This is a genomic window from Bradyrhizobium sp. HKCCYLRH3061 (assembly GCF_051168015.1).
In the GTDB taxonomy this organism is placed as follows: Bacteria; Pseudomonadota; Alphaproteobacteria; order Rhizobiales; family Xanthobacteraceae; genus Bradyrhizobium.
This window is the reverse complement of record NZ_JBNPUE010000002.1, coordinates 601,477-614,871: the sequence shown is the minus strand read 5'-3', so window position 1 is coordinate 614,871 and position 13,395 is coordinate 601,477. Positions and strand designations below refer to the sequence as shown.

Here is a 13,395-nt window from a genome sequence, read left to right as displayed (position 1 = left end):
GGGGTGAGGGGCGGCCACACCCACCGACCGTGCGGAGAGTCCCCCTCACCCGGATTGCATCTGACGATGCAATCCGACCTCTCCCCGCAGGCGGGGAGAGGTAAGGACCGCGCAAGCCGCGAGAGATGTACTCAAACTAACAATGTCAGGGATGGGCATCGCGCCGCCCCAGCCTCGGCGATCACGCCATGACTCTCGCCCCCTATGCCGAGATCGGCGTCACCACCAATTTCTCCTTCCTGCACGGCGGCTCGCATCCCCAGGCCTACGTGCATCAGGCCGCCGAATACGGCCTCACCGCCATCGGCATCGCCGACCACAACACGCTCGCCGGCATCGTCCGCGCCTATAGCGAGCTGAACAACGACCGGCTGAGCTACAAGCCGAAACTGCTCTACGGCGCGCGGCTGGTGTTCACCTGCGGCACGCCGGACATCCTGGTCTATCCGCGCGACCGTGCCGCCTATGGTCGGCTGTGCCAGCTGCTCACCCGCGGCAAGCGTGGCAGCGATCTCGACAAGGTCGCCAAGGGCGACTGCCGCCTGAGCTTCGAAGATCTCCTCGAGTCCATCGAGGGGCAGCTCGTGGTGCTGATGCCGCCGCATCGCTTCGAGGAGGACGCCCTCGGCAAAATCCTGGCCCGTCTCAAGGACAGCCCCGCCGAAGGCGTGTGGCTGGCCGGCAGCCTGCTGTATCGTGGCGACGACCGCCGCCGGCTGGCGCGGCTCGCGCGCCTTGCGGCTTCCAGCAAAGTGCCGCTGATCGCCACCAATGACGTGCTGTATCACCATCCGCAGCAGCGCATGCTACAGGACGTGCTGACCTGCATCCGCGAGAAGGCCTCGATCGAGAGCATCGGCCGCCGTCTGCAGGCCAACGCCGAGCGCCATCTCAAGCCGGGACACGAGATGGCGCGGCTGTTCCGCGATCATCCCGACGCGATCACCGAGACTATCCGCTTCACCGATCGCATTAGCTTCTCGCTCGACCAGCTCAAATACCAATATCCCGACGAGCCGGTGCCTTCGGGCAAGACGGCGCAGGGCCATCTGGAGGACCTGACCTGGGCCGGCGCCAAGAGCTATTTCGGCGAGCATCTCGATGAAAGGCTGCGCGCGATCCTCAACAAGGAGCTGGCGCTGATCGCCGAGCTCAACTACGCGCATTACTTCCTCACCGTCCACGACATCGTGCGCTACGCGCGCAGCCAGGGAATCCTGTGCCAGGGCCGCGGCTCCGCGGCGAATTCCGCCGTCTGCTACGTGCTCGGCATCACCTCGGTCGATCCGACCAAGATCGACCTGTTGTTCGAGCGCTTCATCTCCAAGGAGCGGCTGGAGCCGCCGGATATCGATGTCGATTTCGAACATTCGCGGCGCGAGGAGGTGATGCAATATGTCTATCGCCGCTATGGTCGCCATCGCGCCGCGATCATCGCCACCGTCATCCATTATCGCCCGCGCAGCGCCATCCGCGACGTCGGCAAGGCGCTGGGCCTGACCGAGGACGTGACCTCCGTGCTCGCCGACACCGTGTGGGGCAGCTGGGGCGACGGCCTGTCGGACATGCAGGTGCGCCAGGCCGGGCTCGATCCCGCCAACCCCATGATCCGCCGCGCGGTAGAACTGGCGGGGGAGCTGATCACCTTTCCTCGCCATCTGTCGCAGCATGTCGGCGGCTACGTGCTGACGCAGGACCGGCTCGACAGCTACGTCCCGATCGGCAACGCCGCGATGGACGACCGCACCTTTATTGAATGGGACAAGGACGATGTCGACGCGCTCAGCATGATGAAGGTCGACGTGCTCGCGCTGGGCATGCTGACCTGCATCCGCAAGAGCTTTGCGCTGATCGAGCAGCATAAAGGCATTCATTACGAGCTGGCTACAGTGCCGCGTGAGGTGCCCAAGGTCTACGACATGCTGTGCAAGGGCGAGTCGCTCGGCGTGTTCCAGGTCGAAAGCCGGGCGCAGATGAACATGCTGCCGCGGCTCAAGCCCCGCGAGTTCTACGATCTCGTCATCGAGGTCGCGATCGTCCGGCCCGGGCCGATCCAGGGCGACATGGTGCATCCCTATCTGCGCCGACGGAACAAGCTGGAGAAGGTGACCTATCCGTCGCCGTCGCCGGATCACGGCCCGGCGGACGAGCTCTACAAGGTGCTGCACAAGACGCTCGGCGTGCCGCTGTTCCAGGAGCAGGCGATGCGGATCGCGATCGAGGCGGCGAAGTTCTCGCCGGAGGAGGCCAATGGCCTGCGCCGCGCGATGGCGACGTTCCGCAATGTCGGCACCATCGGCTCCTATGAGGAGAAGATGGTCACGAGCATGATCGCGCGTGGCTACGATCCAGCCTTCGCCAAGAGCTGCTTCGACCAGATCAAGGGCTTTGGCTCCTACGGCTTTCCGGAGAGCCATGCCGCGAGCTTCGCCCAGCTCGTCTATGTCTCGTCCTGGCTGAAGTGCTTCCACCCGGATGCATTCTGTTGCGCGCTCTTGAATTCGCAGCCGATGGGTTTTTATGCCCCGGCCCAGATCGTCGGCGACGCCCACAAGAACGGCGTCGAGATCCGCAACATCGACGTGTCCCACAGCTTCGCCGACAACACGCTGGAGAACACGAATGATGAATACTGCGCCGTTCGCCTCGGCTTCCGCCAGATCGACGGCTTCCGCTGGATCGACCGCGACGAGGAACGGATCAGGAAATTGTCGGAGGCGCTGCGGAGGAAGGCGCAGCCTGCTCCAACATCTTCAATAGGTGCTGGGGAGGCTCTCCCATCGTCATTCCGGGGCGCGCGCAGCGCGAGCCCGGAATCCATACTCCCGATCGTGGTTATGGATTCCGGGCTCGCCCTCCGGGCGCCCCGGAATGACGGCGTGGGTGGAGTTGTTTCCAACTCGCAAACGCTTGGTGCATTTGGAGAGCATGCAAACGCATCGCCCCGCAACGATAACGAGACACAAGCCGACATCTTCGACCGCGAGGACGACTGGGCCGACCGCATCATCAAGGCGCGCCAACGCCGTCCCTTCACCTCGTTGGAAGACTTCGCCCGCGATACCGCTCTGCCCAAGCGCGCGCTGCTGCTGCTGGCCGATGCCGATGCGTTCCGATCGCTCGGGCTCGACCGTCGCGCCGCGCTCTGGGCGGTGCGCCGGCTGCCCGACGACGTGCCGCTGCCGCTGTTCGAGGCCGCCATCGCCCGCGAGCAGCCGGACGAGGGCGCCAGGCCGCTGCCCGAGATGCCGCTGCCGGAGCACGTCGTCGCGGACTATCAGACCATCCGCCTGTCCCTGAAGGGCCACCCGATGGAGTTCCTGCGTGAGCGTTTCGCTGCCGAAGGCGTGCTGGCCTGCCGCGAGATCAACGATGCCAATGACCGTCGCAGAGTCCGCTGCGCCGGCGTGGTGCTGGTGCGGCAGCGACCGGGCAGCGCCAAGGGCGTCGTGTTCATGACCCTGGAGGACGAGACCGGCATCGCCAACATCGTAGTCTGGCCGAAGGTGATGGAGACCTTCCGCAAGGAGGTGATGGGTGCGCGCCTGGTGCTGGTCGAGGGCCGCATCCAGAGCAGCCCCGAGAAGGTCGTGCATCTCGTCGCCGAGCGCCTGGTCGACCGCACCGCCGATCTCGCGCTGCTGTCCGACGACCGCCTCGGCGCCATCCCGCACGGCGCGATGCCCGCCGAGCCCTTGAACGACGACCGAAGAGACCACCCCGAAAACCCCTCCCAGCGCGTCAGCCACCCCCGCAACGTCCGCATCCTGCCGCGTTCAAGGGATTTTCACTGACGTTTCCCGAGGCAGTCCGTAACGGGGCCGACGACATCTTGCGGCCTTCATCGTCGGGCTATCACTTCGTCGTTCCTTTCCTCCGCGACCAAGCTTTCACCATGCAGCTCTCCGACTGGTCTCTCTTCCTGCTGAACATGGCGTTCGTCGTCATTGGCGTGCTCATGCTGCCCTCCAAGCCCGATGTCGGAATCGTCACCATCGCGTTCTTCGGATCGGGCGCCGTCTTCGCGGGCAGCGTCATCCTGCGCAAATGGCGCTCCGCGCCGAAGGCCGAGCGGGTCATGATTTCCGGCGGCGTTCCCATTCGCCCCTCGCGCATGCTGATCGGCGGTCTCGGAGCCTGGCTTGCAGCTCTCGGCGTGATATTGACGGTGTTCGGCTGGTCCTACGGTCTCGTGTTTCGAGGTCTGTCGATCGCGTCCCTGATCTTCGGGTGCTACCTGCTGTCCGCCGTGCTCGTCGGCTGGCTGCCGAGCACCTACATCCAGTTCGACGCGTCCGGGATCACGTTCGGTCATCGCGGCTTTTCTTATGTCGTGGCGTTCGACAACATTGCGGGGCTGGCCGTGGCCGAGATGAACCGCAATCCCTTCCTGTGCATCCGGCTGCATCAACCCGACATCGTCGTGGTGACGCCGCCCGAAAAGCATGTCGATGCTCTCAAGCAGATCGCCAGATCGGAAGCTCTCCTCGGAGCTCACATCGCCATTCCGGCCCAGCAGTACCTGATGGATCCCACGCTCCTTGCGCAAGCCATCGGGCGATACGTCAGCGAGCCGACGGCGCGCAGTGAGCTTTCGGTGAGGTCGCTGACGCCGGCAGCATGACGTGCCGTCGGCCCGACCGCGCTCTCGCAAAAAAAAGACTTTCTTTTTTTCAGAATTTGTGATCTATTCCTGCGCATCCCGCTCCATCGAGAAGGGGCGTAGCGCGCGATCGTCACGACACGCGGGGCGGGGAGCGATGGCTGTGTTCATGCCGCAGCGTAGCCTGGCTGCGTGGACGAACGGCATGACGCGGACGCGAAAGCGTGTGGTCCTGGCGCCCCGATGCTGGCGCCAAGTCCGCGGGTGATGATCCCGCAGGACGACGGTGGCTAACAAGCCGGACACCGGGGAGAGCGCGCCATAAGCGTGAAAACCGTTGCGCAGGGAAGGCCGGGCGAACTCGGCTGCACCTGTGGTACCTGCCGCCTGCATTCTTGTTAGCAGGCGGGCCGCAGGCGCCAGCCGGCGCCTGGCCTTCCCTGCGCCCTCTTCACGCGAGGGTGAAACGATCGGCAAGACTCGGACGCATCCGCGCCGCGAGAGGGCGGCTTCATGTGCGTGTCACAGCCACCTGATCGAGGTGTAATCGATGATCGCGCCAGGGACCGTTACCAATCACAGGGCCATGGAAACCATGAGTCGATTTTTGGCGGAAGCGCCCGCGATGGCGGGCCCGTTCGAATTGGAGCCCAAACCCCAACCATGGACGCCACGTTGGAGTAGGCGCGTACCCGCAGAGGTTGGCTGGCAGGCCTGCAACACCGTCACGGCGATCCGCCGCGTCGTCGAGGCGCTCATGGTGCGTTGCAGTGAACTCGCGATTGCCCGGAACGAGCTGAATGCAAGCTGAACGGCTGTCGTTCAACTTTCAAATTTTTAAAGCAAAACAGGGGCGAGTGGGGCGATTTTTAGGTTGTTTAAAGCTCCAGTTCCGCACTATTAGCCTCGCGATGAGACCGCCACAGCCGGAATCGTCGACCGATCACGCGAGCCGACCTGACCAGCCGATTTGACCAGCCATGGCGTCTGACATGAACCCATCTCCGCAGATGCTCAGCACCAAGCGGCTGCTGATCGGCCTTGCCGTCCTGGCGATGGCCGGCGCGGGCGGCTATGGCTACATGCAGGTCCAGTCGCGATCGGCGGCGAAGGACAATATCGAGCTCTCCAGCCAGTCCAAACGCAACGGCACCACCTTCACGCCGTCGGCGGCGGAATGGTCGACGCTGACGATCGAGCCGGTGTGTGAGAAGATATTTCGTGCCGAGCACATGACCGAGGGCAAGGTTGCCGTCGACGAGGATCGCTCGACACCGGTTTTCTCGCCCTATGCCGGCCGCGTCACCAAGCTGCTCGCCCGTCCCGGCGAAACCGTGCGCCAGGGCCAGCCGCTGTTCGTGATCGAGGCCGCCGACACGGTGCAGGCCCAGAACGATTTCATCGCCGCCATCAGCGCGATGAACAAGGCAAAGTCCGCGCTCGACCTCGCCGATATCCAGTACAAGCGGGCCAAGGACCTGTTCGAAGGCCGGGCGATCCCGCTGAAGGATTTTCAGCAGGCGGAGGCGACCTCCGTTCAGGCTCAGAACGACATGCGGTCGTCACAAACGGCGCTGGAGGCCGCGCGCAACAAGCTGCGCATTCTCGGCTTCACGGATGCCGCGATCGCCGACTTCCAGAGCAAGGGCGTGATCGACCGCGAGATCACCATCTACTCGCCGATCGCCGGCACGGTCGTGCAGCGCAAGGTCGGCCCCGGACAATATGTCAATTCCGGCGCGAGCGACCCGGTGTTCGTGATCGGTGATCTCTCCACGGTCTGGCTCACCGCCTTCGTCCGCGAGAGCGACGCGGCGCTGGTGAACGTGGGCGAAGAGATTCTCGTCAACGTGCTGGCGCTGCCCGGCCGGCCGCTCAAGGCCAGCATCAACTACGTCGCCGCTTCGATCGACCCGGCGAGCCGCAGGCTGCTCGTCCGCGCCACGATCGACAACAAGGACGGGCTGCTGAAGCCCGAGATGTTTGCCAATGTCACGATCTATTCGCCAGGTGAACAGCCGGCCGTCGCGGTGCCCCGGCAGGCGCTGATCTACGAAGGCAACCAGGTTCGCGTCTGGGTCGCCCGTCCCGACAAGTCGATCGAGCTGCGCAAGATCAAGACCGGTTTGATCAATGGCGACCAGGTCGCGGTCGAAAGCAATCTGAGCGCGGGCGAGCAGATCGTCACCAAGGGCAGCCTTTTCATCGATCGCGCAGCCTCGGGCAGCTGACATGCGCTTCTCCTGCCTGCCGTCCTGAAAGTGCCGATCTGAATGGACCGTCTCGTCGCCATCGCCGTTCAGCGGCGCTTCCTGATGGTCGGAATGTTCGTCGCCGTCCTGATCGGCGGCCTGATCGCGTTCCGGCAGCTCAACATCGAAGCCTATCCCGATCCGACCCCGCCGATGGTCGACATCGTCACGCAGAGCCCCGGCCTCTCGGCCGAGGAGATCGAGCGCTACATCACGATCCCGATCGAAACGCAGGTCGCCGGCATCAAGAACCTGCGCACGATCAGAACGATTTCGTTGTACGGCCTGTCCGACGTCAAGCTGCAGTTCTCGTTCGACTACACCTACGACGAAGCTTTGCAGCAGGTGCTGAATCGCCTGTCACAACTGTCGCCGCTGCCGGGCAACGTCACGCCGCAGATATCGCCTCTGAGCGCGGTCGGCGAGATCTATCGCTATCGCCTGCGCGGCCCGCCGGGCTACAGCGTGCTCGACCTCAAGACCCTGCAGGATTGGGTGCTGCAGCGCCGCTTCCGCGCGGTGCCTGGCGTCATCGACGTCACCGGCTGGGGCGGCAAGACCAAGACCTATGAGATCCAGGTCGACTTCAACAAGCTCGTCGCCAACGGCCTGACCCTGCCGCAGCTCTTGCAGGCGGTCGGCAACTCCAACATCAATGTCGGCGGCAACACGGTCGAGATCGGTACGCAGTCGGCGGTCGTCCGCGGCGTCGGCCTGATCCGCTCGATGGACGACCTTGCCAACACCATGGTGTCGCAGAGCGGCGGCAATCCGGTGCTGGTGAAAGACGTCGCCAACGTCACGGTGGCGGAGAAGCCGCGACTCGGCATCGCCGGCCTCAACAACAATGACGACATCGTCCAGGGCATCGTGCTGATGCGGCGCGGCGAGCAGAGCTCGCCGACCATCGCCCGTGTCGAGCAACTGGTCGACCAGATCAACAACTCCACCATCCTGCCGCCGGGCGTGCGGATCGAGCGCATCTACGACCGCAAGGACCTGATCGATACCACGACGCACACCGTGCTCCACAACATGGTGGTCGGCATCGGCCTCATCGTGCTCTTGCAATGGGTGTTCCTCGGCAATCTGCGCAGCGCGCTGATCGTCGGCGCCACGATTCCGTTTGCGCTGTTCTTCGCCGTCATCATCCTGGTGCTGCGCGGCGAGTCCGCCAACCTGCTGTCGGTCGGTGCCATCGATTTCGGCCTCATCGTCGATGCCACCGTCATCATGGTCGAGGCGATCTTCCGCCGGCTGACGCAAACCACGCCATTGTCCGAGGCCGAGGAGAGCCACATCTCGCCCGAGACGATGATGGGCATGAAGAGCCACGCGATCCTGTCGGCGGCTGCCGACGTGTCGCGCTCGATCTTCTTTGCCGCGGCGATCATCATCGCCGCCTTCCTGCCGCTGTTCACCCTGAGCGGCGTCGAGGGCAACATCTTCGGGCCGATGGCGCGCACCTATGCCTATGCGCTCGCCGGTGGTCTTCTTGCGACCTTCACCGTGACGCCGGCGCTGAGCGCGATCATCCTGCCCGCACATGTCGAGGAGACCGAGACCCGGCTGATGCGTCTGCTGCACGCGATCTATTCGCCGGTGCTGCGCTGGGCGGTGGGCAACCGCAATCTGGTGATGACCGGCGCGATCGGTCTCGTGCTGTTGACCGTGGTGGTCGGCCGGCTGCTCGGGCTCGAATTCCTGCCCAAGCTGGAGGAGGGTAATCTCTGGATCCGTGCGACCCTGCCGCCGACGATTTCGCTGCAGGAGGGCAACGCCTACGTCAACGAGATGCGCAAGATCATCCGCGCGCGGCCCGAGGTCGATGCGGTGGTCTCGCAGCACGGCCGTCCCGACGACGGCACCGACGCCGCGGGCTTCTTCAATGCCGAGTTCTTCGCGCCGCTGAAGCCGGTGAAGGATTGGCCCGGCACCAAGGACAAGGATCAGCTCACCGCGGAGCTGCTGAAGCAGCTCGACGACCGCTTCCCCGGCGTCGAGTTCAACTTCTCGCAATATCTGCAGGACAACGTCTCCGAAGCCGTCTCCGGCGTGAAGGGTGAGAACTCGATCAAGCTCTATGGCAACGATCTGCAGGCGCTGACGGATACCGCCAACAAGATCAAGCAGGTGCTGTCGACGGTGCAGGGCATCACCGATCTCGCGGTGTTCACCTCGCTCGGACAGCCGACCGTGCAGATCGACATCGACCGCGCCAAGGCGGCGCGCTACGGGCTGGCGCCCGGCGACATCAACGCCACCATCAAGGTCGCGATCGGCGGCGACACCGCGGGCGATCTCTACGAGCCCGGCTCCGACCGGCATTTCCCGATCATCGTTCGCCTCGCGCCGGAATATCGCAAGAGCGCCGAGGCGATCGAGAATCTGCGCATCGGTGCCCAGGGGCCGAACGGCATTACGCAAATTCCGCTGAGCGAGGTCGCCACCATCAAGCTGGTGTCGGGCGCGGCCTACATCTATCGCGAGCAGCAGGAGCGCTATCTGCCGATCAAGTTCTCGGTGCGCGAGCGCGACCTCGGCAGCGCGATCCAGGAGGCGCAGCAGAAGGTCGCCGAGCAGGTGCAGTTGCCGCCCGGCTCGCATGTCGAGTGGGTCGGCGAGTTCGGCAATCTGCAGGACGCGATCAAGCGGCTGTCGATCGTGGTGCCGATCAGCCTCGCATTGATCGGCGTGCTCCTGTGGTTCAATTTCGGCTCGATGGCCGACACCTTGCTCGCCATGAGCGTGATCCCGATGGCGATCTTCGGCGGCGTCGTCGGCCTCGTGCTGACCGGCATTCCCTTCAGCGTGTCGGCCGCGATCGGCTTCATCGCGCTGTTCGGCATCGCGGTGATGGACGGCATCATCATCCTGTCGCAGTTCAACCAGCTGATCGACGAGGGTGTCGACCGCATCGAGGCCGTCATCCGTACCGGCGAATTGCAGCTTCGTCCGGTGCTGATGACCTGCGTCGTCGCCGGCATCGGCCTGATGCCGGCCGCGGTGTCGACCGGCATCGGCTCGCAGGTTCAGAAGCCGCTCGCGATCGTCGTGGTCACCGGCATGATGCTGGCGCCAGTGGTCATCCTGATCACGCTGCCGGTGCTGATCTCGCTGTTCTCGCGGCGACGGGTCCGCTAGATGCGCATGTGTTCGTCGATGCGCGCGGCGGAGTCACGATCGACCGCGGCGGCATCGACGATCTCGCCGCGCTTGAACACGAGGTATCTGTCGCTGATCGAGAGCGCGAACGGCAGGTGCTGCTCGACCACGACCATCGAGGTGCCGATCTCGCGGCGAGCCCGCACCAGCACCTCGGACAGCCGGTCGACGACGGACGGCTGCAGACCTTCCGTGACCTCGTCGAGCAGCAGCACGTCGGGCTTCGCCATCAGCGCGCGCGCCACGATCAGCATCTTCTGCTCGCCGCCGGACAGCGTGCCGGCCCGCTGGCTCAGCCGCTTGGTGAGCACGGGGAACCAGCCGCCGACCTGCTCGAAACGCGCGGTCATGTCGTCGTCCGTGAGCACGCCGAGCCTGAGATTGTCGCGCACCGACAGATCCTGGAACAGCGCATGCTCCTGCGGCACATAGACCAGCCCCATCTTCCGCTTCAGATGCGGCGCTATCCGCGTCACGTCCTTGCCTGCAAGTCTCACTCGGCCGCGCCAGGCCGGCAGGAAGCCGACGATGGCCTTGAGCAGCGAGGTCTTGCCCATGCCGTTCTTGCCCACGATCGCGAGGGTTTCGGCTTTGCCGAGCGCAAAACCGACATTGCTGATCACCTCCGACGAGCCGTAGCCGCTTGCCAGCTCGTGAACATCCAGAACGCTGCTCATGCGAGGGCCTCCGCATGCGGAACATGCTGTCCGGTGTATATTTCGCGCACCAGCTCGCTGTTCACGACCTCGTCGACCGAGCCGTCGAGCGCGAGGCGCCCCTGGTGCAGCACGATGATGCGCGAGGAGATCTCGCGCACGAAATCGAGATCGTGCTCGACCAGGAGAATGCAGAGCCGGTCGCGGCGGGCGAGGGCGGTGAGGATGTCGGCGAAGCTCTGCCGTTCCGCGCGCGTCAGTCCGGCGGTTGGCTCATCCAGCAGCAGCACGTCGGGTTCGAGCGACAGCACCATCGCGAGCTCGAGTGCCTGCTTGAGCCCGTGGCTCAGATTGCGCGCTTCCTCATCGAGCCGTTCGCTGAGCCCGGAGCGTTCGACGACCGACATGGCTGCAGGCGGCAGCGCCAGCGTCACCGCGCGCGACGTCAGTGCGGGAGGATCAGCATGTGTCCGCGCGACGCGCAGGCACTCTGCGACGGTCAGGGTCTCGAACACCGATGCCGTCTGGAACTTGCGTCCCAGGCCAAACCGAACGACACTATCCGGCGGCAGCCGTACGATGTCATGGCCGGCGATCGCGACGTCGCCGGTCGAGCGCTCGCGGCCGTCGGACAGGCAGCGGATCAAGGTGGTCTTGCCAGCCCCGTTGGGACCGACGAGGCTCAGCAATTCGCCGCGATATGCCGTGAACTGCACGCCGTCCAGCACTGCGAGACTGCCATAATGCTTGCCGAGCGCGCGAACTTCGATGGCAACGGCGTCCGGATTGCTGACCGCCGTGGCGGCAGCGGCCGGCCGCAGCGTCGTCGCAGTGCGCCGTCCCGAACCGCCGCGCTTGACCAGGCGCATCACAGCGCCAAGCAGGCCGTCCGGGAAGACAAGGATCACGATGATCAGCGCAAGCCCGACGATCAGCTCCCACACATAGGGGAGGCTATTGGCAAGGTAGGCGCTCGCCACCTCGATGCACAGCGCGCCGATCACCGGACCGATCACGGTGCCGCGGCCGCCGAGCGCGACCATGATCACGAGGTTGGTTCCGAAGCTGAAGCTCGCGTTTTCGGGCGCGGCGATACCGCCGAATCCGGCATAAAAGAATCCGGCCAGCGCGGAGACGATCGCGGACAATACCAGCACCGTGATACGCAGCCGCGACGTGTCGATGCCGAGATACGTGCAGCGTGCGTCGTTGTCGCGCAGCGCCGCCAGCAGACGTCCGGTGTCACTGCGCATCACGACGAGCGCGAGCGTCGCCGTCGCCAGCAATCCGAAACCAGCGAGTCGCAGCCAGGTCTCGATCTCCAGATCGAAGCTTTCGAAGCCGACAAGTCCGCTCGACGAGCCGGTGAATGTGCCGCCGGAATAGAGGATCTGCACCAGCACGATCGGCACCACCAGCGAGATCACGGAGGCGTAGAGCGGCGTCGAGCCAGGGTAGAACGACAGCCAGCCAGTGAAGGCGGCGACAGCGGCCGCCACCACCACGGCTGCGCCGATCGCGGCGCAGATCTGCCAGGGGCCGAAGCCATATTCGGTGAACATGATCGCGAGCGCATAGGCCCCGATGCCGAAGAAGGCGGACTGGCCGAACGTCAGCGTGCCGCAATAGCCCCACATGATGTCGACGGTGATCGCCGCGATGGCGACGAAGCAGGCGCGCACCAGGATGTTCACGAGGTAGGTATCGAGCAGCAGCGGCGCCACGATGATCACACCGGCGGCGAGCGCGACCAGCAACGCGGGGACGATCAGGAGCGGCATCGCGCGCTTCGTTGGGGACGCAGGAGAGGCGAGGGGGCGCGCATCAGGCACGGGCAAAACCCTCCGGGCGGATCCGCAGCACGACGGCGGCGCAGATCGCGATGGTGAGACCGCCGAGGATCGGATTGACGAAGGTCGAAACCAGGACCTGGAGAGTGCCGAGGACCGCGCAGGAGCCGGCCAGCGCCAGCAGCGAGCCGCCGGACACCATGACCAGCATGAACGCACCGATCAGCCAGGGCACGCCCATGTTCGGGTCGACGCTCGACAGCGGCGTGATCAGTGCGCCCGACAGCGCGGCGAGTCCGCTGCCGAGTGCGAAGGTGATCAGCCTGACCCGTGAGGAGTCGACGCCGAGGCCCTGCGCCAGCATCTCGTTCATGATCACGGCCTTGGTCGACAGACCAAGCCGCGTGCCGTTGAGAAGAGCGGTGAACAGCAGGCCGACGATGATGGCCGCGGCGATCATCACCAGCCGGTAGGCCGAATAATCGGCGCCGAACAGATGCACCGTTCCCGAGATCGGCGCTTGCACAAACTGCACCTCGCGGCCGAACATCAGCGTGATGAGCTGCCCGAGCACGATGCCGAGGCCCCAGGTGGCGAGGATCGCATCGAGCGGACGCTTGTAGAGCCGGCGGACGATCACGATCTCCGTCACGCCGCCGCAGACCGCGCCGGCGACGAAGGCGAGCGGCAGGATCAGAAACCACGGCAGGCCCAGTTGCGCGCCGACCAGGGCTGCATAAGCGCCCACGGTCAGGAAGGCGGCATGGGCGAAGTTGATGATCTTCATCACGCCGAACACGATCAGAAGGCCGGCGGCGATGATGAAGAGCATGGCGGCCGTCGTGACGGCATCGAGGGCGACGGTCAGCATGGTCATTCCCGGTCGAGAGGTTGCGGGGCGGACGCGCGTCCGCTCCGCGGGAGCATAC

The 13,395-nt window shown here is 65.0% G+C and carries 7 protein-coding genes; 4 read left to right on the top strand and 3 right to left on the bottom strand.

What is annotated here, in order from left to right; all coding sequences use genetic code 11:
* The first annotated feature begins 188 nt into the window (after positions 1 to 188).
* The 4 genes from ACQR2C_RS06740 to ACQR2C_RS06725 all read left to right on the top strand — a co-directional run bounded on the left by ACQR2C_RS06740 (position 189) and on the right by ACQR2C_RS06725 (position 9,999).
* Positions 189 to 3,794, top strand: coding sequence for an error-prone DNA polymerase (locus tag ACQR2C_RS06740; protein WP_434880752.1), 3,606 nt, complete (start codon positions 189 to 191; stop codon positions 3,792 to 3,794).
* A gap of 101 nt (positions 3,795 to 3,895) precedes the next feature.
* Positions 3,896 to 4,624, top strand: a complete 729-nt coding sequence (locus ACQR2C_RS06735) for a hypothetical protein (protein WP_434880751.1) — start codon at positions 3,896 to 3,898, stop codon at positions 4,622 to 4,624.
* A gap of 971 nt (positions 4,625 to 5,595) precedes the next feature.
* Positions 5,596 to 6,834 (top strand): efflux RND transporter periplasmic adaptor subunit, encoded by a 1,239-nt coding sequence (locus ACQR2C_RS06730; protein ID WP_434880750.1) that lies wholly within the window; start codon positions 5,596 to 5,598, stop codon positions 6,832 to 6,834.
* 42 nt (positions 6,835 to 6,876) lie between these two features.
* Positions 6,877 to 9,999 (top strand): efflux RND transporter permease subunit, encoded by a 3,123-nt coding sequence (locus ACQR2C_RS06725; RefSeq protein ID WP_434880749.1) that lies wholly within the window; start codon positions 6,877 to 6,879, stop codon positions 9,997 to 9,999.
* Here ACQR2C_RS06725 and ACQR2C_RS06720 read toward each other — a convergent pair.
* The 3 genes from ACQR2C_RS06720 to ACQR2C_RS06710 are packed head-to-tail and all read right to left on the bottom strand — an operon-like array spanning position 9,996 to position 13,337.
* A complete protein-coding gene (locus ACQR2C_RS06720) occupies positions 9,996 to 10,697 on the bottom strand; it encodes a branched-chain amino acid ABC transporter ATP-binding protein (protein WP_434880748.1) in 702 nt (233 codons plus the stop codon). The genes ACQR2C_RS06725 and ACQR2C_RS06720 overlap by 4 nt on opposite strands.
* The gene (locus ACQR2C_RS06715) at positions 10,694 to 12,457 is read right to left on the bottom strand and encodes a branched-chain amino acid ABC transporter ATP-binding protein/permease (protein WP_434880747.1); all 1,764 of its coding nucleotides are present in this window, start codon (positions 12,455 to 12,457) and stop codon (positions 10,694 to 10,696) included. Before ACQR2C_RS06715 ends, ACQR2C_RS06720 begins: the two co-directional genes overlap by 4 nt.
* 43 nt (positions 12,458 to 12,500) lie before the next feature.
* A complete protein-coding gene (locus tag ACQR2C_RS06710; protein WP_315801235.1) occupies positions 12,501 to 13,337 on the bottom strand; it encodes a branched-chain amino acid ABC transporter permease in 837 nt (278 codons plus the stop codon).
* Positions 13,338 to 13,395: the final 58 nt, after the last annotated feature.